Raw genomic sequence first — 25,226 nt, 5'->3', positions numbered from 1 at the left:
TTAAAAATTCATATGAGAGCTATGACCAGGTTGGACCTTTGCGTCTGGATCTATAAAAGATTTGGCATTGTTCACCGCTGTTGGTGCTTCCCCAAATCCTACAGCTATCAGCTTAATCTTACCTGGATAAGTGGTAATATCACCTGCGCCATAAATACCCGGTACGTTTGTCTCCATTCTAGAGTTAACAACGATGGAGCCTTTCTCAATTTCAAGTCCCCACTTTTGAATAGGCCCAAGAGAAGAAATAAAGCCATAATTAACAATAAGGGCATCAACCTCAACTTCATGACGCTCTTTGGTCTTAGAATGCTCGAGCACCACACGCTCAATTTTTTCTTCTCCAACAAGGTCAACGATGCGATAGGGTGTCTGTATGTTAACGTTCGATTGCTTCAAATTCTCAACACTGTGTTCATGTGCACGGAATTTATCTCTACGATGAACCAAAGTCACATCCGCGATAGGGTCTAGCATGAGCGCCCAGTCTACGGCAGAGTCTCCTCCACCACATACGAGCACGTTTTTACCAGCAAATTTTTGGAGATCATCAACGAAGTAATGAAGATTCGTGCTTTCAAATTTTTCAGCACCTTCAATATCTAGCTTTCGAGGCTGGAATGCACCGCAGCCGGCTGTAATAATAACAGTCTTAGATAGGTGCGTTTGCATATTTGTACGAATCTCGAAAATGCCGTCTTCGTTCTTAGACACGTCCTCGACAGTTTCTTCAAGGGCAACGTTCGTATCAAAGTGATCTAGCTGTTCTTTCAGGTTATCAATGAGTTCTTGGGCACGAACTTTTGGAAATCCCGCCACGTCATAGATATATTTTTCTGGATATAATGCTGACAGCTGTCCGCCTAATTGGGGCAAGCTTTCAATAATTTTACAGCTTGCTTGTCTCATACCCGCATAGAAAGCTGCAAATAGCCCTGTTGGCCCACCGCCGATGACAGTGATTTCAAACACTTGCTCGTCACGTGACATCAAAACACCTCCACTCAGAATGCAAAAAAGACAATCTTTTACTATTATAAGCTTTTTTAAACACGAATGAAAGCTTGAAATGTAATAAAATATTCAATTTTGTCTTGAAAAATTGCGCAATACCCCCTATGATGTAAGAGGGAAAACCTTAATGAGGGAAAATACGTCAAAAGTAAGCACTGTTGTGTTCTTTTGTGGCACTGTTCGTGAAATACTGAACAATCTCAGTAGGTTAGCATACTAGAGATAGACATTGTCACATGAAGCAATTTCGGTCTCGTAGCCTCTCGCTAAAATAGGCAAATGATTCATGCTTTTAAACGCGTAGGTTACGGGAAAATTAACAGTAAAACGCAGACAAATAAAAAAATGGATGTGATTGAAATGAGTAAACAGAAAGTTTTAATCCTTGGTGGTGGCTACGGTGGTATTGTCACTGCTCAACGTCTCCAAAAAAAGTTACACTACAATGAAGCGGAGATTACACTAGTCAATAAGCATGATTACCACTATATTACTACGGAGCTTCATCAACCTGCAGCTGGAACAATGCATCATGACCGTGCACGAGTCGACATCAACGACCTACTTAACACGAAGCGTGTCAACTTTGTTCAAGATACTGTAGTGTCCATTAATACTGAAGAGAAAAAGGTGCAACTCGAAAACGGGGAGCAAGAGTATGACCACCTTGTGATCAGTTTAGGAAGCGAACCTGAAACATTCGGTATCGAAGGGTTAAAAGAGAATGCCTTTAGTATTCGCAGTATTAACTCTGTGCGCTATATCCGTGAACATATTGAGTATATGTTTGCTAAATATAAAAATGAACCTGAACGTGAAGATTATCTTCGTTTCGTTGTCGGAGGCGCTGGCTTTACAGGGATTGAATTCGTAGGTGAGCTTGCAGACCGTTTACCGAAGCTTTGCAAAGAATTTGATGTCGATCCAGAGCGAGTTAAAATTATCAACATTGAAGCGGCGCCAACGGCACTACCCGGTTTTGACCCGGAACTTGTTGAGTATGCCATGGACGTGCTTCGTAAAAAGGGTGTCGAGTTTAAGATTGATACACCGATCAAGGAATGTACACCTGAAGGCGTTGTTCTAGCAGATGGTGAAGAAATTAAAGCAGGCACGATTGTTTGGACGGGTGGCGTACGCGGTAATAGTATCGTTGAAAATGCAGGTATTGAAACGATGAGAGGCCGTGTGAAGGTAGACGAATATCTACGTGCGCCTGGTTTCGAAGACATTTTTGTCGTCGGTGACTGTGCGCTCATTATTAATGAAGAAATTAACCGTCCTTACCCTCCAACAGCGCAAATGGCGATCCAAATGGCGATGAACTTATCCTTAAACCTTGTGGCTGTCGTAAGAGGGCAACCTAAATTATTACGTCAATTCCAACCTGAAATCAAAGGTACAGTGGCTTCATTAGGTAAAGGAGAAGCGATCGGTATCGTTGGTAAAAAGAAAATTTTCGGTCCAATTGCTTCACTCATGAAGAAGATTATCGATCTCCGGTACCTCTTTATTATTGGTGGCATCCCTCTCGTTTTACGTAAGGGTAGATTTTAGACCGTAGCCTCTTTTTATTATGACCTAAAGCTTCTGATAACAAATACAGATACCGTAATGGACACTGGCCGTCAACTCGATCTTGACGGCTTTTAGTGTTGTTTTGTAATGTCTTCTCCATAACCCCCGGGTCAGCCGCAGCCTATCAGAATCTTAATTGTCCTAGTTCATAAGACAAAAAAGTGCGAAAATAAAAGCATAAACAGCATGTATACGCTTCCATTGCGTTAGATTTAATTATTCAGAATATTTACAAGGTTTTAACTCTTAAGAGGAAATGCTATAGTAGTCCTTAAAAATAACAGGGGGGTGGAGACATGTTAATGAAGTCAAAAGAACAGAATGTAAAGTGTCCTTACTGTTATGATCATGGGTATGTACAGCTCTTATTAGGCGGAACAGAATCCTGTAAACATTGCACAAGACATGTTGAATGGAATACTAATACGAAGAACCATTTCAGTCAACCTCGTATTGAGTTAGTGCATTTAAATTTACTATAAAATGATTTGTTTACGCTCTCTACCTTGCCGTTCAGTGCAATAAAGCCCAATCATAAATGGCGAAGCTATCCACGTGATAGCTTTTTTCTTGTCTCTTTAGCATAGAAAAGGACCTGGCTCGTTGTGGCTGTCGTGATTAATTGTACATTGACAAAGGTAGAAAAAATGAGTACAGTTTTCTTTGAACAGTCAAAATGAGGTGATAACGCTTGTTATTAGCGCAAATAATCATATCTGTCCTATTGTTTCTTATCTTATTTTTTGGGATTGGATTTTTGTTGAACATGTTATTGAAGACAACCTGGTTACCTGGGTTGATACTATACCCCATCGTTGTGCTAATGATGGTAAAGGATAAGGCATTTGTTTGGTCTGTGCAAGAGGAAGGACAAATATCTATACTTAACCCTGGTGAAATCATTCGCCATTTAGCAGAGCAGATTGCCGGTTTATTATATGTGGACTATATCATACTTGGTGCCGGTTTATTAGGCGCTATACTCAGCGGATTGGCGATACGTTTACTACGACAAAAGGGTTATAGAATGTTTTAGACTCATTTATGACATGAACATAAGCTTTTAGTATTGATTCAAATTTGTTATGTATTCAATACGGATTCAATCATGATATGCCCATTAAGACGGAGGCGCCACTAGGCGTCTTTTTTGTTGCTGCACATGTATATTCCTTCCTTGTTCTGGACACTATGAAAAAGGAGAGGAGGGAATATCCAGTGAACGTGAAACGTGAGCTTGGAGTTAAGTTGATGATGGTCACGATGTTTATGACCAGTTTGATGTTCTCAACGTTATGGTTTGCAGGCTATATGGAAGCTGATAGTAACCCTGTTGAAGAGCACAAGATACCTCAAGAAGTGTCAGAGTCTGAAGAACATTTATACCATCATGAAACCCTACTGAAACAATTACAATCAACTGAAGAAGAAGCTGTCATTGATCACATGCCACTAGAATCTCACCGACGAGTAGATAAAAGAATGACATCAAAGCATGATTTTCTTCAATTAGCATCGTTACAAAATACAAAATCTCGTGAAAAAGAAGAATCGTTGCATGACGAGGAATATACTGAGAACAACATGAATGAAAGCCATGTTAATCATGAAAATATAAATTCAAAGAAACCTGACCAAGGACAGAGCGCACAACACCCAGCATTTGAAACCAATGTCTCACAAGACCATGTACTTGATGGTGGTCAAGACACTGGGCCTCCTACGGAGGGAGAGGCGAGTCGACAATCCATGGATCTGGATATTGAGTATGACTTGGTTGCTTTAGAACAACAATTGAATCTAAATCAATATCCGGTAAAAGAGGTACTGGCAACCGGATACACTGCTGGTTACGAATCAACTGGTAAAAAACCAGATCACCCTCAATACGGTATCACCTATTCGGGCGTAAAAGTCCGTAGAGATTTATTCTCAACAATAGCCGCAGATACGAGTGTTTTTCCCATCGGTTCAGTCTTATATATCCCAGGATACGGCTATGGTGTTGTTGCAGACATTGGTGGGGCCATAAAAGGCAATAAGATAGATTTATACTTTGAAACGGTGGATGACGTATACGAAGTGTGGGGGAAAAGAAAATTGAATGTTTACGTTATTGAAGAAGGACCAAGGGAAGTATCTGAAGCGGTCCTCGACCAGCTTAACCAGGATAAGGCCATGCAAGTGTATCGACCGAGCCCATCTTGATAGTCGAGTCTACTTCCTTTAGACATTTGATCTACTCGAATACGGAAACGTAATGAGAAAAAGAACGGCACAAGTCCGTTCTTTTTTTATTTTGTAATAAAACTCTCATAATAATCCCAATAAAACCCTCATGACTATAAATAAAACAGGACAACAATATGAAAGATGAAAGCGACGACGATGCCAAATAAACCACCGACAAGGACTTCAATAGGTTGGTGGCCCAACAATTCCTTTAACTTTTTACGCTTCACATGTTCAGTTTGATCTTGCCATGTTTTCATCTCATGAATAATATAGTTAAACTCTTCAACGAGCTTGTTAAGGACAACGGCTTGTTCCCCTGCGTGTCGTCTTACACCTGCAGCGTCAAACATGACAATAATCGCGAACACCGCAGCGATAGCAAACAAAGGTGAATCTAAACCATGGTCAAACCCGATGGCTGTTGCAAGTGCGGTCACCGCCGCTGAATGGGAGCTGGGCATTCCCCCGGTGCTGAAGATCAGGCCCCAATTAAAGCTTTTGTTTGGAAAGTAATACAGGGGAACTTTTATAAACTGAGCAAGTAAAATGGCAGTTAACGATGTCCACAGAGGGATATTATAAAATAATTCCATTCATGTACCACCTTTCTTATTTATATCATATACCTGAATTAAAATATCTACAATTACAAAATTAACATTATCAAAACGGGGTGTAGACAAGATCAACCGATGATTCCCAAAATGTTTAGACTCACGTATAATTGAAGAAAAATGGAGGTGCATAACAATGGAAGTCATCGGTAAGCTACAACAGGCAGAAGTGATTATTTTTGGACTGTATGAAAACAACGAGCAAACGTTCAAAACCCCTTGTTTTCAACAAGTGAATGCCATCGAGAGCTCTCTTGCCGAGTATGTGAAGGCTCAATCGCATTTTGCTGAGAAAAAGAAAGTCACTGTAATACCGATCATGAAAGGCGCACATGTGAAGAATGTGGCCTTCATCGGTCTAGGAAAGAAAGAAAATATCTCATTGCGTGACCTTGATGAATGTACAGCAAAAGTAACAAAAGAGCTTAAGCAACGTCAATTTAAACACCTTACTTACTGTTTCGATAGTTTTACCGGACCTGACCTATCAGATGAAGCAGTTGCTGTAAGTCTAGGTGAGAGTAAGGTTGTGGCGCAGTATGAGTACCATGGACTAAAGACGGATCAAGACGAAACGGCATCTTTGCATGGAGAGGTTGTTGTCTGTCACGCAAACAAAGATAGGATTGAAAGAGGTTTACATAAAGGTAAAGCGCACGCTGAGGGGGTCTGCCTCGCTAGAAACTTGATGAACGCACCGGGGAACTATATGACTCCGACACACCTAGCAGGAGAAGCTGACGCGTTAGCTGAACGCCACGATATGGCTTGTGACATATTGGACAAGGAAGAGTTGGAGAAACTAGGAATGGGCGCTTTACTTGCTGTTTCCGCTGGGAGTACGGAACCACCCAAGATGATTGTGCTGAAGTATCAGGGTAAACCAGAGTGGGATGATGTTCTGGCTTTTGTTGGAAAAGGATTAACTTTTGATAGTGGCGGTATTTCATTAAAACCCGCATTAAATATGCATGAAATGAAAATGGATATGGGAGGCAGTGCCGCCGTCTTAGGCGCAATGGAGACGATAGGGCATTTAAAACCAAAGTGTAATGTACTGGCCGTCATTCCTTCATCAGAAAATATGCCTAGTGGTAGCGCCATCAAGCCAGGTGATGTCATCACGTCACTTAGCGGTAAAACGATTGAGGTCAAAAACACTGATGCAGAAGGTCGGCTCATATTGGCCGATGGTATCACTTACGCTAAACAGCTGGGGGCTCAACACCTCATCGATGTGGCCACGCTTACAGGTGCCATGATGGTAGCGTTAGGTAAAGTGAGCACAGGCGCCATTACAAATCGACAATCTTGGATGGATCAAGTACTAGCGTGCTCCCAAGAGGCTAGAGAGTACCTATGGCAGCTTCCAAGTTTTGATCCCTATCAAGCATTGTTAAAAAGTGATGTCGCTGACCTTAACAACAGTCCAGGTAGAATGGGAGGCGCTATCACCGCGGGGCTGTTTTTAGGAGCGTTCGCTGAAGACACCCCTTGGGTCCATCTCGATATAGCTGGAACGGCTTGGACAGATAAGGAAAGTGAACGAGGGACCAAAGGTGGTACTGGGGTCATGTCTAAGACATTAGCCAATGTTGCCATGCAGCATGCTGACAAGTAACGACGACTCCATGTAGGACCGTGGTACACCGGCACCGCTGGAAATTAACCATAACTATTTCCGAGGAAATTGTCGAGAATCTGCTTTATCATAATAAACTTATTCTGGGTATAATAACAAAAGAGGTGAAGGTCCCCTAGACCTTCACCTTTTGATTAAAGATTAATTTATGCGGCTGAAATTTATTTTGATATCGATATTATTGATTAATAGTAGTTGAGGTTACAGCCGCAACCAACGATGATTAGCAGGATAAACAGGACGACAATCAGTGTAAATCCGCCATATCCGTGACTCATGTGAGAATCCTCCTTTCAATCAAAGTAAGTCGGATCTCTTCATAACATTAATAAATGTTACAACCGCACCCTACGATGATAAGAAGAATGAATAGAACCACAATCAAAGTAAATCCTCCATAACCGTGACCCATGTAGACAACACTCCTTTTTTCATTCATTTTTTTGGGGGGGGGTTCTGACTCCCACTAATAACCTATGTCGATGATGAATATCATGGTATAGGGCATCCGCTGATTTTTTAGACGTTTTATCTGCAATAAAATTGATTTTTAGTATAAAAAAATGAGATAATGCAACTTATAGATAATGAAGAACTCATACAGGAGGTTGGAGAGAATGCCAAAAGTGGATCGAGCATTAGAACAAAAAGCGATTAATACGATCCGAACACTATCAATTGATGCCATAGAAAAAGCCAACTCTGGACATCCAGGTTTACCAATGGGAGCAGCTCCTATGGCTTTCACGCTATGGACGAAGTTTATGAATCATAATCCAAACAACCCTGAGTGGATTAACAGGGACCGTTTTGTCTTAAGTGCGGGACACGGATCGATGTTGTTATACAGCTTACTGCATCTACACGGTTACGGTGTCTCTATGGAGGACTTAAAGGCTTTCAGGCAATGGGATTCTAAGACACCAGGTCATCCAGAGTATGGTCATACACCAGGTGTGGAAGCGACGACAGGACCATTAGGACAAGGCATTGGTATGGCTGTTGGTATGGCCATGGCCGAACGTCACTTAGCCGCAAAATACAACCAAGATGTACATAACGTCATTGATCATTATACTTATGCGCTATGTGGTGATGGAGACTTGATGGAAGGGGTTGCCGCTGAAGCAATATCACTCGCCGGTCACCTCAAGCTAGGCAAACTGGTTGTGCTCTATGACTCTAACGATATCTCACTCGATGGAGACTTGCACCTATCGTTCTCTGAAGATATTCAAAAGAGATTTGAAGCAAATCACTGGCATTACTTAAGAGTAGAAGATGGTAACAATCTAGAAGAAATTGAAAAAGCGATTGCTGCTGCACAATCTGAATCAGAGAAACCCACTCTCATTGAAGTAAAGACCACGATCGGATATGGAAGTCCAAATAAAGGTGGCACGAATAAAGTTCACGGTGCCCCACTAGGAGAAGACGAAATGCCGTTGGTCAAAGAGCACTATGACTGGCCTCATGAACCATTCCATGTCCCTGAAGATGTCCAATCGTACTACGAAGAGCTCAAGAGTGAAGCAGAGGGTGTGGAAAAACAATGGCATAACAGGTTTGAGGCGTACAAGCAGGAACATCCACAATTAGCAAAGCAGCTAACACAAGCCATCGAAGGGACATTACCAGACAACTGGGAGGATACGCTTCCAACCTTCGAAACAGGGGATAAAATTGCGACAAGAGCCGCATCCGGTGAAGTCTTAAATGGCATTGCTAAAAGCGTACCTCACTTCCTAGGAGGGTCTGCGGACTTAGCGGGTTCAAACAAAACCCTAATCAAGGATGAAAATAACTTCGAGCCTGCAGATTATAGTGGCAGAAATATTTGGTTTGGTGTTCGTGAACATGCGATGGGCGCGGCATTGAACGGTATGACACTACATGGTGGGTTAAGAGTGTTTGGCGGGACGTTCTTTGTCTTCTCAGATTACTTACGTCCAGCTATTCGTCTTGCGGCGCTTCAGAAGTTACCTGTAACGTTTGTCTTTACCCATGACAGTATCGCTGTTGGTGAAGATGGCCCAACACACGAGCCAGTCGAACAGCTACCTGCATTGAGAGCGATCCCGGGCCTTAATGTGATTAGACCAGGGGACGGAAATGAGACGAAGGCGGCTTGGCAGGTGGCGATGAACAACACAGAAGAACCGACGTTACTTGTGCTTACACGCCAGAACCTACCAGTGCTCGCAGAGACCGCCAACGCTTATGACAAAGTCAGTAAAGGTGCTTATATCCTCTCAGACAGTGAGGGCACACCAGATCTTATATTATTGGCCTCTGGTTCAGAAGTGAATCTCGTTCTTGAAGCGAAGAAAGAGCTTGAAAAAGAAGGGCACAAAGTGAGAGTCGTGAGTATGCCAAGCTGGCACTTGTTTGAACAGCAAGACCAGGCTTACAAGCACGAAGTACTGCCTCCACAAGTGAAAAAACGCGTAGGCGTTGAAATGGCCTTCCCTCTAGGATGGGAACGTTATACAGGTGATGAAGGTGCAGTACTTGGCATCACAACGTTTGGGGCTTCAGCACCTGGTGGAAAAATCATTGAAGAGTACGGCTTTACTGTCGAAAACGTTGTAGCTAAAGCGAAAGCGATTTTAGACTAGGACAGGTAGTCTAGGCCGGTATATTGGTACCCTCGCAGTTTTTTTACTAACAGTAGCCATGTCTCATTGATAAAACACACATTATGACGCGTATGAGTTGATGTTATACGCAATGAATGCAAAACTCTATAGGAAATAAAAAGGGGCTAAATCAGCAAAATGATTTAGCCCTATCTATAAGGAATGACACTTTCAGCTGGCTAACCCATGTGTCTTAAAATAGCACGAACAGGCGAACCGTCAGCGCCCTTTATTTTTAAAGGAAGAGCCACTAGTTCATACGTGCCCTCTTCAACATGGGATAAATCCAAGCCCTCTAAAATGGCGATTTGATGTTGTGTTAAGGTGTGATGGTTATCTAAAGTTTTGCTATCTATATCGTCAACAGAAGGGAGATCAAGCCCGATGCATACGACGCCTTCATGGGCCAAAAATTGTATTGCTTCCTGAGCGAGTGTAGGCACATGTTCAGGGAAAGAGGCCCCCTCTGGCCAAGCGTCAGTTCGAATGAGAAGACGAGGGGTATGTGTGAAATCATACGCTTCAAAGTCTTGTCGTTCAAACGTTACTTTGGAAGGAAGATGAACGACTTGGGCCGGTCCGATGTACGTGTCTAACGGGATATGATCGATCGTTTTCCCTTCAGATTGATAGTGAAATGGTGCATCGACATGCGTTCCCGTATGTATGCTCATCTTCACTGTTCCCACGTTAACAGATGAGCCTTTCTCCATTGCCCAATTTAAATCGTATGAGAAAAGGGTGTCCCCTGGCCAGACTGCCATGGTAGGATATAATGGACGAGTAATATCAATCGCTTTCATTTTATCATCACGCTCCTGATTTTATAACTAATCTATAACCATATCATAACATGAGAGGGGAACAAAGGATGCTTAATTTAGATCAATTAAAAGACACAGCCTTACAATTGGATCAAGAGGATACACTTCAAGGATTTCGAAATCAGTTTTATGGTGTAGACGATCACATTTATATGGATGGAAACTCTCTAGGATTGATGTCCAAAAAAGCCGAACAAAGTGTACTACGAGTTCTTCAGGATTGGAAAGAGTTAGGGATAGACGGTTGGATGAACGGCGACATTCCTTGGTATTACTATGCAGAAAAAAGTGCCGAGATCCAAGCGTCACTACTGGGTGCAAAGCCAAACGAGGTGATTGTCACCGGCTCGACAACAGTCAATCTCCATCAACTGATGGCTACCTTTTATCGTCCTCAAGGGAATCGAAAAAAAATACTGGCCGACGCTTTAAACTTCCCGACTGATATTTACGCTTTACAAAGTCAGGTTCAGTTGCACGGCTTCGATGTAGATGAGACTTTACTGCTCGTGCCGAGTGAGGATGGGAGAACCATTAACGAAAAGACAGTGGTCGAATGGATGGATCGTCATCATGATGAGATTGCGATTGTGATGCTTCCCGCTGTTTTATATCGTAGTGGTCAATTGTTGGACATGGCCTATCTGACAAAAGAAGCCCATGATAGAGGATTACTGATCGGTTTTGATCTGTGCCATTCAGCTGGATCCGTTGAGCATGACTTACATGAATGGGGCGTGGACTTTGCTTTCTGGTGTAACTATAAATACTTTAATAGTGGTCCGGGGAGTGTCGCCAGTTTGTATGTACATGAAAAGCATCACGGGGCGGTACCAGGGCTAGCAGGCTGGTTCGGTACTCAGAAAGACAAGCAGTTTGATATGAGCTTATCATTTGAACCGGAACCGTCTGCCGGTGGCTTTCAAATCGGAACACCTCACATGTTAAGCATGGCTCCCGTTCACGGTTCAATGCAGCTTTTTCAGGAAGCAGGGATGACGAATATTCGTAAAAAATCGTTAGCACTGACCGATTATCTCGTGAAGCTTGTTCAAGCTTATAATGAGCAGGTTGACGAAGAGAAACGCTTGACTATTGGCACACCTTTAAAAGCAGAAAACCGGGGAGGCCACATCGCTTTGGAACACTCTGAAGCTCCCCGTATATGTAAAGCGTTAAAGGATGCTGGTGTGATCCCAGATTTCCGTTCCCCTAATGTAATTCGATTAGCGCCCGTTGCGTTATATACTCGCTTTATTGATGTATATCATATGATGACGACACTAGCTCAAATCATGAATGAGGAACAGTACAAAAAATACGAGCAAGGTAGAGATGTCGTGGCCTAACGTTTATAATGTAGTTCATAATAGGGATGATCAAAACCTAGACGGAGTCACACTTAGGCGCATGAAAGTGACCATTGAAGGGAAAATTAGAACTAAAATCGTCATTGGAGGTCGCCTATGTATCCGTTTGAAAATACGGCACTTGAGAACTTTGAAGGCCATTTCGTAGATATCCGTCAGTTTTTCCACGAGCACGGTTTTGATGAAGGCGGGAATTGGGAATACGATCATGGCTTTTTTGACAAAAAGCTTGCCGACAACCCTGGCTACTTGTTTATAAGAGTACCTGTGATGGTTAAGGAAGGAGAATTTGGTGATGACGAAGCCCTTGTGCGTCTAGGGAAGCCTTTCCTTCTTCGACATAAATATCAGATTGGACTAGATGACTATGTCGATGTGGACGTATTAGACTCCTCTATAAATCAATTCTCCGAGCCGCAGGATTCCGACGCATCTATAGAGACAGAAGAAGTTGAGAAGTCGAAGAAAATCATACAAAAGTTGGAAGAACAGTTTAAGGCACATTTCTCAACCACTTAGCATACGCAGTCCCAATTCTTTTATAGGGTTGGGACTGTTTTTATATGCTATAATAAACGGGTAAGATGCTAGCAAATGATGATAAGACACCATAATTACAAGACATAGGGACAAGAAAGACCTAATGGGACAATAAAGGTTCTAAAGGTACAAGTAAGACTACAAGAAAGACCCTAATCTACAGGGAGGACATTATGCTGAATGACAGAGTATTATCCGTATTAGAATTTCCAAAAATAAAAGAACAATTAATGGCACATACGTCATCTTATATAGGCAAGGAAAAAGTAGAAAAGCTGACCCCCGTTTTTGACTATGATTGGGTGGTTGAGCAACAGAGAGCAACCGAAGAAGGAAGCACTGTTTTAAGACTTAAGGGTTCAGTCCCTCTCGGAGGCATTCGTGATATTCGGGCCTCTATCAAAAGGGCGCGAATTGGCGGTATGTTAAACGCTGAAGAACTACTAGATATCGCAAGTACACTATATGGTGGTCGACAAACTAAAACCTTTATTGAACAATTACTCGAAGACATTGAACTGCCCATATTGGAGAACCTTGCGCAACAAATATCATCTTTGAAAGCCCTAGAACAAGAGATTAACGCTTGTATTGATGAGCATGGTGAAGTGATGGACGCAGCGAGCCCAACATTAAGACAGGTTCGGGCGCAAATCCGTACGTTTGAGAGCCGTTCTAGAGAAAAGCTCGAGCAGATGATACGTTCATCATCCGCCCAAAAAATGCTTCAAGACGCGATTATTACGATACGGAATGATCGATATTGTATCCCGATTAAACCCGAATACCGCAATCATTTTGGAGGCATTGTCCATGATCAGTCTGCATCAGGGGCCACATTATTTATTGAACCTAGTGCAGTCGTCACGATTAATAACCAGTTAAGAGAAGCGAAAGTAAAAGAAGAAAAAGAAATTGAAAAAATACTGCGTCAGCTGTCTGACCGAGTAATGGAAGCGGTAGAAGAGCTTGATGTGAATATCCAAGCTTTAGCAGACATTGATTTTATCTTTGCCAAGGCATACTACGCCAAATCACTACAAGGCGTCCAGCCTAAAGTCAATCAAGAAGGCTATTTCCACCTGAAACAAGCGCGCCATCCCTTAATCTCTAAAGAAGAGATCGTGCCTATTACGTTTGAATTAGGAGATTCATATTCTTCTATGGTCATTACAGGTCCGAACACGGGTGGTAAAACCGTCACTTTAAAAACGTTAGGACTACTCACTTTAATGACATGTGCCGGACTTGCTGTACCTGCAGAAGAGGAAACGGAAATCGCAGTAGTGTCTAATATCTATGCTGACATCGGTGACGAACAAAGTATTGAACAGAGCTTGAGTACCTTCTCCTCGCACATGACAAATATCGTCCGTATTTTACAAGAGTTAGACGACCAGAGCTTGGTGTTATTCGATGAATTAGGAGCAGGAACGGACCCTACCGAAGGTGCAGCACTTGCCATGGCCATCCTTGATGATGTTTATAATAGAGGGGCACGTGTGGTCGCGACAACACACTACAGTGAATTAAAGGCGTACGCGTACTCCAAGGAAGGTGTCATGAACGCGAGTGTAGAATTTGACGTCGAAACCTTACGTCCGACTTATCGGTTGCTAGTCGGTGTGCCCGGCAAGAGTAATGCTTTCTCCATCGCCCATAGACTCGGGTTATCCGATGATATCATTAAACAAGCCCAAGGCCAGCTAGGAGAGGACGACACAAGGGTAGAAGCCATGATCGCATCACTAGAAGAAAATCGCAAACAGGCGGAAAAAGATCGTACAGAGGCGGATCGTTACAAACAAGAGGTACAAAAATTAAGACATGAATTACAACAAAAAGAAGAAAAGCTTGAAAGCGAGAAACAGCATCGCATTGAGGAAGCGGAGAAGAAAGCGAATGAGTATTTCACGAAGCGCATGCAAGAAGCGGACGAGATTATTCAAACCCTGAGAGATAAGGCGTCTAAGGATGAGACAGTCAAAGAACATGTTCTCATCGATGCCAAGAAACAATTAGATGACCTCAAAGAAACCACGGAAAGAAAGTCTAAGCCTGCAAAGACCAACAAAGCCAAGAAGAAGGGGGCGCAATCCTTCCGGGCGGGAGACGAAGTGTATGTGCATACGTTCGGTCAAAAAGGCCACATCGTAGAGAAAGCGTCAGATAAAGAATTTTTAGTCCAAATCGGTATTATGAAAATGAAGGTCGCAACAGACCAAATGGAAAAGGTCCACCGTGAACAACAGCCGAAAGTCGCACCAAGACCGACCGTGAAGACAGCGAATGAACCGGCTAAGATGGAGGTGGACTTGAGAGGACAAACGACAGATGAAGCGATACTACAAGTGGATCGATATTTAGACCAGGCGCTTTTAAGTGGTTACCAACAGGTCTACGTCATACATGGAAAAGGGACTGGCCAACTGCGCAAAGGCGTACAAGACTTCCTACGCAAGCATAAGCGGGTAAAAAACATTCGTCTAGGTGGTGCAGGCGAAGGAGGCAGTGGCGTCACTGTAGCAGAACTCACTTAAAAGTTAAAGCGGACACTGACCTGGGATGAGGTGGAGAAGATGAATGAGTTATTACAGAACCATTATGTTATGGTGATCGCGAATGCAAGTGTCGCCTTTTTAGCGATATTTGTCTTTTTGGCTATCTTTGAACTGGTGACCAAATATAAGAACTGGGAAGAGATTAAGAAAGGCAATTTTGCGGTGGCTTTAGCCACTGGGGGAAAAATACTTGGTATTGCGAACGTCTTTCGGTTTTCTATCCTGCACCATGACACGTTATGGCAAATGATGATCTGGGGCGTGTTTGGTTTTACTATACTACTCTTCGCTTATTTTATCTTTGAGTTTGCAACCCCTAGTTTCAAGGTTGATGAACAGATAGAAAAGGGCAACATCGCTGTGGCACTCTTGGCCGCCTTTATTTCTATCGGCCTATCCTACGTTATAGGGGCCAGCATAAGTGTTATATAAGAGCATAAGAGCCCTCTTGCCTAACTGAGGAAGACTGTGATGCTTGATCTGTAGATCTAAAGGTCAAAAGGTAGAAAGTAAATGAAGGTGTCTGTTACAACTGTGGGCGTCAGTATTGTAGCTTGAGTGGGGGGAACAAAGATTGGAAACGCTATGGAAAGTGTTGATGGTGTTAAGTGTTGTTTTCATGTTAGCAGGCGCACTGTACCTGCTGTATTTCACTTAGCCTATTAGAAGATAAAAGAGCGCTAAAGTGGCAAACCCACTGTAGCGCTTTTTTTATTCGCATGTACATATCATGAGGTATGATCGTCCACTACGCACAGTTGATCACAACGCTCACTACACACGTTATTTTACTGAATGAGAGTTTAGCATCTTAACAACCTGTTTAGCCGGTATCAGCGCTTGATCTCTCAATTGTTTCGCTTTAGCCTGTGTCTTTTGTTCTAAGTCAGGAAGCCCATCTATTGCCTCTTCAATCGCTTCTAATAAAGCGGGATGGGCCAAATGACCTGCACGGGCTATTGGATCTTGACCTAACATGTTCATGAACGCATCTATTTTAGGATCATAGGAGAGACCTAAACAAGGGACATCTTGAGCGGTTGCAAATATTAAAGCGTGTAGTCTCATACCAACCATCAATTTTCCGGCAGACACGATTTGCGAGAGTTCTTGTGGTGTATACGGCTCCTGTAAGATGTGCGCCCTATGATTCATATAAGATAATATTTCACAAGCCACCTGGGCGTCTTCAGGGTAGTGCATCGGCACCATAAGGACTTCTTCCCCTTGTTCAATAAGGGCATCACACGTTTGCGCCACCACTTTCAAGTCTTGATCGCCCTCCGCCCATTGTCTGATAGAGAACATGATTGGAGGCGCGTTTAAGGTAATATTCTCTCGTGCTAATAACCTCGTCGCAGACTCTATGCCATCAGTGGACATGAGGAGCACGGGATCGACGACCTGTGCCACCTTTTGTTCAGGGAGTTTCCAATCCACCAACAACGCCTTTGACTTTGGGTCGCGAACAGAGATGTACTGCACACGTTTTAATGTCGTTGCAATCCACTTATGAAATATTTTGCGTTGCACTGGTCCTATGCCTTGAGCGTAGACTGCAACCGGCACATGAGCAAGTTGGGCTAAGTGAATCATAGCCAGATAGTAAGGTATCGTCCTTGGGCTTGTTTTATCTTGTAGTAAACTACCACCACCACTGATGAAGATGGCGGTGTCCTTCAATTCAGCCCAAATGGTTTTTAAGTCAGTACGGTGAATCGCTTTAACGCGATGAACGTTTTCTGTTTGCTCAGGGTTGCCAGAAAGGACAACAAAAGTCACGGGTTCTTCTGCTACGGTCCTAATGGCTTGTATGACTGACGAGAGGATCGCTTCGTCCCCTGCGTTATCATAACCGAAGTAGCCTGATAGCATAATTTTAATCTTATTATCCTCCATCTAATAAACGCTCCCTTTTGTTCCACAAGCTGTTTAGTATACGCCACAATAAAATAAGGAGTAGACCTGTCATGATACCACCGATCATACCGTACACTGTACGTTGCAGCGATACGAGTAACGGCGTATGTAGGTGGGTGAACGTGCTGACCATTGAGATCTGACCAATGATACCGACGAAGAAAAGGACAACGCCCTTACGATACTTTAGAACAAAGTAACTAGCCAATATGAACAGCGGATGCCCTAGTAATAATTCCTTTGTACGTGGTCTTACGCCCAGAAGATCATTCAATAATTGTCTAAACTCAAGCTCAAATGGTAAGACAACACCTTCGTTACCAGAACGTGAGACATAATAGACAACCCCGAACAAAATGGCTGCTACGGTCAACACATGTTTCACTTGAATCGTGTACTGTAGCACATATTTCACTCGGTCATACAGGTCCACGATACGGAATTGTGCTAGGAAATAAAGGGTCAGTAAGATAAAAGGTGCAAGGTGTAAGGTTTTAACTCCTCTGAATTGTGTCATATATTTAATGAATGAGAGGTGGTTAAGGAGTGATACAACCACTAATGCCCCGTATAAACTAATGATGCCAGCCACGATGAACAACCCAATACTGACAAGAGTAGGGTATTTTTGGAGTGATTGACGTTTTTGTAAGAACTCAATGATATATATTGTGGCTATTGTTGGGGCTATGAAGGCAGCCACTAAGGCGAAACCTTGATAAATCAACATAGAACGGTCAGTCACTTGTCCTAACACAAACACAAGCAGGCCTAAAGGAATAGGTAGATAAGCGAGCTTAGGGCGCAGTTTGTATGCATATAAACTTGCGAGTGCCAAAGCGCCTATAATCATGATTAGTCTGTGCCATGCTTGTCCCTTGACTTCAAAAATGGTAAAAGGGGCGGCGTACCCCAACTCATACCCATTCTGTCGAATGCTTTCTAGCGTAAAATAGACAACTTCATTCGCTTTTTGCAGTATGGTCTCTAAATCGGTATGAGGTTGATGAGGTTGTGAGACAGGGAGATTAAGATAAACCATTCGTACATTGCGTTCCTCAATCCCTAAAGTGAGCATATTTGAAATTGTACTCACTTCGTCCTCATTCATCATTTGGTCCGTGACACTTAATAAACGTATGATTTGGTGATCAGTGTATTCGCTTAGCGTATGAGCCCCGTCTTGTTCATGGAATTCTATCGTGATGAATTTTAACTGGTACTCTTTCATCCAATCGGCCACTTGCGCCATTTTTTCCTTTTCAGGGTAGCCTAGGACATCTCTTCCATCAAAGATTGTAGTATGTATACCAAGCTCACTCAGTTTTTTGAACTGATACTCTAGAAAATCCTCGTTCCACTCACGGCTCGTTTTAATACGTGCAATCACGTGGAAGCCTTGGTTTTGAAGGGTTTGTAACTGGTCAAAATCAAAGCCAAGAACAGTGTTCCTGATGTTATTTGCCGGTTTATCAATCATCACGGCCGGTCGACCATCCCATTCGTAGCTTTGAGCCACATCTGGGATCGCTTCTAGGAATAACGCTTCGTAGGTCTCAATCTCTTCATCACTTAAGTGAGTGGAGAATAAAGCAAGGGTTTGATCCTGTGGTAAATCGCTGTATTCAGAAAATAAATTCAGGTGGTTCGTTGTGTAGAGTTGTATGATGCCACGATCAATAAGATCTCCCACAGTATTCTCAAACACGGCGACCGAATTAACGCCCGCCTCTGATAGCTGCGTGAGTATGTCTTGAGGGGTGATATCAATGGGAGACCTCATACTCATACGTGATACTTTATCATAATCGACTACAACCTCTACCCTTTTAGTAGAGGTTTCACCTTGGTAACGATCAATAACAAGTGGAATAGAAGCGAGAATAGATATGATGACGAGTAACCAAAGAATCTTTTTTAACATGGGCGACATCCTTTACATGAGTCATTCAGTATGGTTCGTAGGGAAGCTTTCGTTCTCGAGTAGGTCAAAGATACGGGCTAGCAAATAATAACCTTCTTTGCGTGTTATTTCACGGTTTTCATCAAGACGATCGATGATGGTCGTGTCCAACACATCTGGTTGATCCATGACACGTTGCCACGCATCACCCTCTCTAGAGTGACCCTGAACAGTGAGCAGGAAACGTGCAAATTGATCTCTCGTAATTGGTGTTTGATCTTTCTGTGCCATTAAGTGTATATCACTTAAACCCCGTTCATGTTGACGGTACAAATCTGAGTTAATACGTTGAAACCCGTTTGTGATGAGGTTGACAAACGCCAGTTCACTCATAGGTTCATCTACACGAAGGTCATTGTCGTGACCACCCGAAATAAGGCCGTACATCAACATCGTTTGAATGCTTGGATAGTACCATTCTCCCTTATAAGCATAATCAATAGAGTAAGGATAAACAAGGGCACCCTGCTCTTGTAGTGTTTTCTGTAGTTTTTGTATCAGTTTTTCCTCATCCATCATGTCTCTAAACGAGATGTCTTGTTCTAGCGATAGACTAGCAGCAACCCCTGCAGCTTCAGCGGCAGTCATGCCTGTCGGTATAATTCTTGCACTCCCGGCAGCTAAGGAGGAATAACCTGAAGCCTTACTAGCCACAAGCAACCCATCAACATCAAGGGGGACTAAGGAGCGAAAAGGAATCGCATATTGTATAGGGTCTGTCACAATATAACCGTAGTCATTTACAGACGTTGCTTGGATATCCACGGGATAAGCGCCAAAGCCGATACGATCCCAATGATCTTTATTTTCCCAAACATCAGTAATAGGGAGCTGGTACTCTGCGAGAATATGTCGTGTTTCTCTAACATATAATTCATCCGGGTAGCTAGCGATGGTTGCGTTCTTAAACCCTGGGAATTCTGCTCTGAGGTAGTCAACAATATGCTCAGTTTCGCGTTTAGCACGTTCAATACCTTCTGCTTTGGAGGCTGAATCTAAACCGTCAACATCAAATATATGTAAAGCATTAATATAGACCGAGCGATCACTTTGTCTGGCAATATTCAAGCCACGTAAACGTGTCCCTGGCTCTTTAGGGGTGTACATGTGGTGGAGATCAACAAATCCCCATGCGGCAACAGGGTTCATTTTAGCTGGGCCAAACTGACTAGTGGCCACAGCGTAAGCCACCCCTTCCCAACTGATATTGTCAAGGTGAATCATCAGTGTGACAGCCATTTTTCTATCTTCTACACCTATATCAGCTCCCCCTACAAAATACGGGGCACCGGCTAGGACAGCCAAGTCCGCATCTTGAGTAGCGTCAATAAACCGACGGGCTGTATAAGTGTGTTCGCCGTTCTCGTCTTCTACTATAACTCCTTCAAGACGGTTCCCGTCACCTGCCAATTTTACGTCTTTCAGTTTAGTGTTTAAAGACAGGGTCAAGTTCTCTTCTTGTTGGACTAAATATAGAAAAGCGTCTTTTGCAACTTCAATATCAAAGACATCCTTTTCTCCAACGAGTTGGTGCCACTCTTTGAAAATGCCCGCATTGGCTATATCTCCGTTTTTATCTTGATCATAGTCAATAAAATTGAGCATGCCGTAAGTCATCAAGCCACCTAATCCATCTCTGTGTTCAATTAAGAGGGTTTTTGACCCGTTTCTTGCTGCAGAGACAGCAGCAGCCACGCCTTCAGGTTCACCGCCAACCACAATCACATCGTACGTTTTTTCAGTTATGTTCTTTTCGTAGGGCTGTACATTGATATTTTGACCACTAAGGTCATGCAATGCTTTCCATTCAATGACTTTCCAGCCACCAAAAATGGTGGCTGGAATGAGTAAAAGACATGCTAATGACATCACTAAAAACTTTTTCATAGGAACTCCTTCTATATCTAGGTGCTTCGTTTTTTGGTTACATATCTTACATTATTTGCAATCGGTCAGTCTCAGCTGACTCTAATTCAGTGTCTTCATTATCTTATTGAGTTGTTTCATCATTTTCTTCTTGGGTTGTTTCGTCATTTTCACCGCTCATTGTTTCTTCTTTTGAATCATCCCCGAAAAAAGCTCTGACTAACACAGTGACAACTTCAGCACGCGTGATGTTGTGTCGGGGCTTGAATTGACCGTCTGCGCCACCGAATATCTGGCGATCAGTGACATATTGGACGGGTTCTTGTGCCCACTCAGGGACTTCATCCCAGTCTGAATATACCTGTTCTATAGGTGTTTGTTGCTTTTCCTCCGGAGGCGTTTCTTGGGATGAAAGAATACGTTCTAGAATGGTGGCCATCTCCATGCGAGAAATAGGGTTATAAGCGTGTATATTTCCGTTATGGTCACCTTGGATAATATCATGGTGAACAGCGTATTTGATAGCAGCCTCCGCATAAGGAGGAACGTCCTCATCTAACTCAACTATTTGCTCCGTTTCTGCGATATTCCATTCCATTACGCGCGATAAAAAGACGATGAGCTCTGCTCTCGTAAGGTCTCGGTTCGGGCCAAATTCGCTAGCTGTTAACCCGCTCGCATAGCCTTTTTCGGTTAGATACTCGATGCTCTCCTTAGCCCAGTGATTCTGAATATCTCTAAACGTGTATCCGATGATGACAGGAATCTGTTTCGTTTTACCCACAATAGAAATATCTATAGTACCTTCACCAGGACTAGAATCACCTGTAAAAGAATACCCATCCATCGTTCCCAATCCGTTCGTATTCCACTCTAACTGATTAGCAGCAAATGTATAAGTTTTTCCATTGTTCAATACAATTTGAACGTCTAAATCTTGTTGCTGCCCTGGGAACATGAGGATATCTTCCGGTGCAACATTGATGTCAGCGATCTGTTCAGGACCAATCACGAGAAGTGAGTGGCTGGCTGTCACACCGTCCTTTTCGACCTGTATGAAGGTCTCACCTGGCTCCTGCCACTGCACACTTTTTCCGTTTACTTGTCCTGTTCCATCCTTAACAGTCCAATTGACTTCTTCCGGTGAGAAAGGATGATAGTTTAGATCATAGCCATTGAATTGGAATGTCGTACTTTCATTAAGTAAAGCGACCTCTGGACCGCTAACTTGCAATTCTTTAGCAGTACTTTTAGGAGCCGTGTTAAAAATGCCTAACGCATCTGCAACACTACGTTCCCAAGACGTTGTATTAACTCTCGTTGATTGAAGGTGACCGGGTTGCTTAATCGCAAGTGATGTAGAGCCACCACCATCTAAGTTTACCGCTCTGTGACTCCCCAGGTCAACGAGGAATGATGCTAACTGTTCTAATGTCACACCAGGGTTCACATCACTACGGTCCACGGAAACCATGAACAAGGTTTGTCCGTCTTGTGTTACACCTAGAGCAGATCTTGAATTCTTACCTTGTAATGCACTGTCTTCAGGCATTGCGGGTACAACTTGTCCGTTCTCTACTAGTAAGAAGTTAGCACCGACGGCTTGGTTGATATCAAGGTTTTCAGGTGTCAGGTTGTATTGCAGATCAACAGTATCACCGATATCCAAATTCTCCTGTAAGAAGGTGCTACCTTGTCCGTGTCCCATTAAAACGTAACCATCTTCTGGAATAGTACGACTCGTATTTAAGCGTATATCGGAGACAACACCCTGAGTCACCTCTACTTCTACTAGTTCATCGTAGCCTTCAATCGCACCACGACTTTCGCTTCCCCATTCGGATGTGAACATATGGACCGTGCCAGAGTAGTTACTAGCCGGGGAGTCTGGTGACCAATATTCAGTTTTGTTTAGACCAGTGAGTGGAAAAGTATTTCCCGTTGGTGCGACGATTTCTCCCGTGAACCCAAGCTCTCGAATAATAGCTTCACGGTTTTGTAAAATGGCAAACGTGTTCCAACCGTCTACGTCTGCTGGACTTGAAATAAGCTCTCCATCACGTACAACGGCACCAAACGTACCTCCTTCATTTTGCATGTTAAAGAAACTCGCATTAATGCCTGCAACGGCGTCTTCTTTGTTTGTCATCGATGTGACACGCTCACGACTACTTATCTCGTCCCCATACATAGGTGCGACACGTATGTAATCATGTGTGAGGTCCACTCGCACCACATCAAAATGGACGGATTGGCCGTCAATCTCTTTACTATAAACCTCGTGTGTGGCACCGTGTGATAGTGTACGATCACTTTGTAATTTGATGCTGTCAGATGCTGCAATCACTGCGCTAGCTGGCATGTAAGCAAATACCATACTGAAGGCGATGAGCAGCACGATACATGTCTGAAAGCTCTTCGGTGTTCTCATTCATCATCTCTCCCATTTCTATCAGTCTATTAATCTTTGAATCTACGATATTAGACGCTGGATAAGGGAAAAAAGTTTCTCCTAAATTCCAAAAACAGTAAGTTCCGAAATTTTTAACACTGACCGATAAAAAGGGGCTTCTGTTTTCTACTTGGGCTGACTATATATAACTAAGGGGCTAGTAATGGAATGAGAGAAAGGGGAGGACGTGAGTGATGAGTCAAAAACAGTTGCGTTGGCACGAACATTACCCCCACGACATACCAACAACGTTAGACTACCCGGAAGTTTGCTTACAGGATCTTCTTGAAGAAGCCTACCATAAAAAACCAAATCGTATCGCCATACGCTTTCTGGGTAAAGGGATCACTTTCAGGCAGTTATATCATGAGGCACACGCTTTTGCCGCCTCTCTTAGAGCACTAGGCGTATCAGAGGGCGACAGGGTCTCTATTATGTTACCAAACTGTCCCCAAGCGGTCATTAGCTATTATGGTGTCTTACTAGCGGGAGGCATCGTGGTCCAGACTAATCCGTTATATGTGGAGCGTGAATTGAAGTATCAACTGCAAGATTCGGGAGCAAAAACGATTATTGGGTTAGACCTCGTCTATCCTAGAATTGCCAAAGTTCAAGCTGACTGTGAACTGAAAAATATCATTATCACCAGTATCAAAGATTACCTACCCTTTCCTAAAAATGTACTATACCCCCTAGTTCAGAGAAAACAAGGGTTAAAGGTGGATATTGCATTTAAAGGCAACGTTCGTCCATTTTTATCCCTGATCAAAAGACATAATAAACCATCTGATATCAAAGCGAGTAGAACCCCCGACGATATTGCTGTATTACAGTATACAGGCGGGACCACCGGTCATCCTAAAGGGGTGATGCTCACACACCGTAACCTTGTCGTCAACACGTACCAGTGCTGCAAATGGCTGTCGACCTCTAAGTATGGTACAGAGCGCACGATGGGGGTAGTCCCCTTTTTCCACGTGTACGGCATGACGGTCGTCATGAATTTCTCTGTCATGCTAGCGGCGACCATGATTCTAGTACCAAAGTTTGAATCAAAAGAAGTACTTAAGACGATACACAAAGAAAAGCCTACCTTGTTCCCGGGGGCTCCCACCATCTATATTGGGTTACTGAATGATCCGCATGTGTCAGATTATGACTTATCCTCAATCAAGGCGTGTATCAGTGGCTCTGCCCCTCTTCCCGTTGAAATTCAACAGAGATTCGAAAAAGTCACGGGTGGTAAATTAGTTGAAGGGTACGGTTTAACGGAAACCTCCCCTGTGACACACGCTAATCTTATACAGGGAGATAATGTGGTCGGCAGTATTGGTATACCTTGGCCTGATACGGAAGCCACAATACTTCCTTTAGATAGCCAACATCAAGTAGATAAACGGAATCAAGTAGAGAGACAAAATCAAGAACATACCGAATCTAACGCCACACATCTACATCCGGACGCATTACCCGCTGGAGAAATTGGTGAGATTGCCATCAGAGGGCCGCAAGTGATGAAAGGCTATTGGAAGAGACCCGACGAAACAAAAGACGTCATGATAGAAGACGGTTGGTTCTTAACGGGTGATGTGGGCTATATGGACGAAAGAGGTTACTTTTATATCGTTGATCGTAAAAAGGATATGATTATCGCTGGCGGTTTTAATATTTACCCTAGGGATATTGAGGAGGTGCTATATGAACATCCTGCCGTTGTAGAGTGTGTGGTTATTGGCGTCCCAGATGATTACCGGGGCGAGACTGTTAAAGCCTTTATCGTTAAGAAGGATAACGTAGAGGTCACAGAAGAGGAACTTAATCAATTCTGTCGAAAAAAACTCGCTTCCTATAAGGCTCCTCGTATTTATGAATTTAGAGATGAATTACCAAAATCGATGGTCGGTAAAATTTTAAGAAGGGCATTAAGAGAGGAGGAAAACAAGAGGGTGAGCAACGACTAAAGAGGGTGCTTTCTTTAGTCTCTAAGAGCCGTAAATCGGCTCTTTTT

General features: G+C 43.1%; 19 protein-coding genes and 1 pseudogene. 11 read left to right on the top strand and 9 right to left on the bottom strand.

Annotated features, from left to right (window positions below):
- On the bottom strand, positions 1-990 hold the full coding sequence (locus tag JKM87_RS10495; RefSeq protein WP_202080303.1) for an NAD(P)/FAD-dependent oxidoreductase: 990 nt from the start codon (positions 988-990) through the stop codon (positions 1-3).
- 384 nt (positions 991-1,374) lie between these two features.
- On the opposite strand from JKM87_RS10495, the gene JKM87_RS10490 reads away from it, so the two are divergent.
- From JKM87_RS10490 to JKM87_RS10475, 4 genes and pseudogenes are all read left to right on the top strand, one after another.
- On the top strand, positions 1,375-2,571 hold the full coding sequence (locus JKM87_RS10490) for an NAD(P)/FAD-dependent oxidoreductase (RefSeq protein WP_202080302.1): 1,197 nt from the start codon (positions 1,375-1,377) through the stop codon (positions 2,569-2,571).
- A gap of 317 nt (positions 2,572-2,888) precedes the next feature.
- Positions 2,889-3,074 carry a YuiA family protein gene (locus JKM87_RS10485; RefSeq protein WP_336885163.1) on the top strand — a complete coding sequence of 62 codons (186 nt, stop codon included), beginning with the start codon at positions 2,889-2,891 and terminating at the stop codon, positions 3,072-3,074.
- 209 nt (positions 3,075-3,283) lie between these two features.
- Positions 3,284-3,628 carry a YuiB family protein gene (locus JKM87_RS10480; RefSeq protein ID WP_202080300.1) on the top strand — a complete coding sequence of 115 codons (345 nt, stop codon included), beginning with the start codon at positions 3,284-3,286 and terminating at the stop codon, positions 3,626-3,628.
- 773 nt (positions 3,629-4,401) lie between these two features.
- Positions 4,402-4,800: pseudogene (locus JKM87_RS10475) on the top strand (3D domain-containing protein); the annotation flags it as partial.
- Between the two features lie 134 nt (positions 4,801-4,934).
- On the opposite strand, the gene JKM87_RS10470 reads toward JKM87_RS10475, so the two are convergent.
- Positions 4,935-5,420, bottom strand: a complete 486-nt coding sequence (locus JKM87_RS10470; RefSeq protein ID WP_202080299.1) for a divergent PAP2 family protein — start codon at positions 5,418-5,420, stop codon at positions 4,935-4,937.
- A 157-nt stretch (positions 5,421-5,577) separates the two neighbouring features.
- Between JKM87_RS10470 and JKM87_RS10465 the strand changes: the two genes are divergently transcribed.
- Positions 5,578-7,062, top strand: a complete 1,485-nt coding sequence (locus JKM87_RS10465; protein WP_202080298.1) for a leucyl aminopeptidase — start codon at positions 5,578-5,580, stop codon at positions 7,060-7,062.
- A gap of 206 nt (positions 7,063-7,268) precedes the next feature.
- Here JKM87_RS10465 and JKM87_RS10460 read toward each other — a convergent pair whose 3' ends face one another.
- Positions 7,269-7,361 (bottom strand): YjcZ family sporulation protein, encoded by a 93-nt coding sequence (locus JKM87_RS10460; RefSeq protein ID WP_202080297.1) that lies wholly within the window; start codon positions 7,359-7,361, stop codon positions 7,269-7,271.
- Positions 7,362-7,408: 47 nt separating this feature from the next.
- Positions 7,409-7,522 (bottom strand): YjcZ family sporulation protein, encoded by a 114-nt coding sequence (locus tag JKM87_RS10455; RefSeq protein ID WP_202080296.1) that lies wholly within the window; start codon positions 7,520-7,522, stop codon positions 7,409-7,411.
- A gap of 187 nt (positions 7,523-7,709) precedes the next feature.
- On the opposite strand from JKM87_RS10455, the gene tkt reads away from it, so the two are divergent.
- Positions 7,710-9,701 carry a transketolase gene (gene tkt, locus JKM87_RS10450; protein WP_202080391.1) on the top strand — a complete coding sequence of 664 codons (1,992 nt, stop codon included), beginning with the start codon at positions 7,710-7,712 and terminating at the stop codon, positions 9,699-9,701.
- A gap of 200 nt (positions 9,702-9,901) precedes the next feature.
- Here tkt and kynB read toward each other — a convergent pair whose 3' ends face one another.
- Positions 9,902-10,525 carry an arylformamidase gene (gene kynB, locus JKM87_RS10445; protein ID WP_202080295.1) on the bottom strand — a complete coding sequence of 208 codons (624 nt, stop codon included), beginning with the start codon at positions 10,523-10,525 and terminating at the stop codon, positions 9,902-9,904.
- Positions 10,526-10,593: 68 nt separating this feature from the next.
- On the opposite strand from kynB, the gene kynU reads away from it, so the two are divergent.
- The 4 genes from kynU to JKM87_RS10425 all read left to right on the top strand — a co-directional run bounded on the left by kynU (position 10,594) and on the right by JKM87_RS10425 (position 15,449).
- On the top strand, positions 10,594-11,895 hold the full coding sequence (gene kynU / locus JKM87_RS10440; RefSeq protein WP_202080294.1) for a kynureninase: 1,302 nt from the start codon (positions 10,594-10,596) through the stop codon (positions 11,893-11,895).
- 117 nt (positions 11,896-12,012) lie between these two features.
- On the top strand, positions 12,013-12,435 hold the full coding sequence (locus JKM87_RS10435; protein ID WP_202080293.1) for a YugN family protein: 423 nt from the start codon (positions 12,013-12,015) through the stop codon (positions 12,433-12,435).
- Between the two features lie 197 nt (positions 12,436-12,632).
- On the top strand, positions 12,633-14,996 hold the full coding sequence (locus JKM87_RS10430) for an endonuclease MutS2 (RefSeq protein ID WP_202080390.1): 2,364 nt from the start codon (positions 12,633-12,635) through the stop codon (positions 14,994-14,996).
- 39 nt (positions 14,997-15,035) lie between these two features.
- Positions 15,036-15,449 (top strand): DUF350 domain-containing protein, encoded by a 414-nt coding sequence (locus JKM87_RS10425; RefSeq protein ID WP_202080292.1) that lies wholly within the window; start codon positions 15,036-15,038, stop codon positions 15,447-15,449.
- A 351-nt stretch (positions 15,450-15,800) separates the two neighbouring features.
- On the opposite strand, the gene csaB is transcribed toward JKM87_RS10425, so the two are convergent.
- The 4 genes from csaB to JKM87_RS10405 form a co-directional block, all read right to left on the bottom strand.
- Positions 15,801-16,916 carry a polysaccharide pyruvyl transferase CsaB gene (gene csaB, locus JKM87_RS10420; protein WP_202080291.1) on the bottom strand — a complete coding sequence of 372 codons (1,116 nt, stop codon included), beginning with the start codon at positions 16,914-16,916 and terminating at the stop codon, positions 15,801-15,803.
- Positions 16,906-18,861, bottom strand: a complete 1,956-nt coding sequence (locus JKM87_RS10415; RefSeq protein ID WP_202080290.1) for a DUF5693 family protein — start codon at positions 18,859-18,861, stop codon at positions 16,906-16,908. Before JKM87_RS10415 ends, csaB begins: the two co-directional genes overlap by 11 nt.
- A gap of 21 nt (positions 18,862-18,882) precedes the next feature.
- Positions 18,883-20,787, bottom strand: coding sequence for an FAD-dependent oxidoreductase (locus JKM87_RS10410; RefSeq protein ID WP_202080289.1), 1,905 nt, complete (start codon positions 20,785-20,787; stop codon positions 18,883-18,885).
- Positions 20,788-20,890: 103 nt separating this feature from the next.
- On the bottom strand, positions 20,891-23,197 hold the full coding sequence (locus tag JKM87_RS10405; RefSeq protein WP_202080288.1) for a phosphodiester glycosidase family protein: 2,307 nt from the start codon (positions 23,195-23,197) through the stop codon (positions 20,891-20,893).
- Between the two features lie 215 nt (positions 23,198-23,412).
- On the opposite strand from JKM87_RS10405, the gene JKM87_RS10400 reads away from it, so the two are divergent.
- Complete coding sequence (locus JKM87_RS10400; RefSeq protein ID WP_202080287.1) at positions 23,413-25,179, top strand: AMP-binding protein; 1,767 nt, start codon at positions 23,413-23,415, stop codon at positions 25,177-25,179.
- Positions 25,180-25,226: the final 47 nt, after the last annotated feature.

Source organism: Caldalkalibacillus salinus, assembly GCF_016745835.1.
Lineage (GTDB): Bacteria > Bacillota > Bacilli > Caldalkalibacillales > JCM-10596 > Caldalkalibacillus_A > Caldalkalibacillus_A salinus.
Note: the sequence above shows the minus strand (reverse complement) of the source record. Positions and strands in the feature narration are given on the sequence as shown.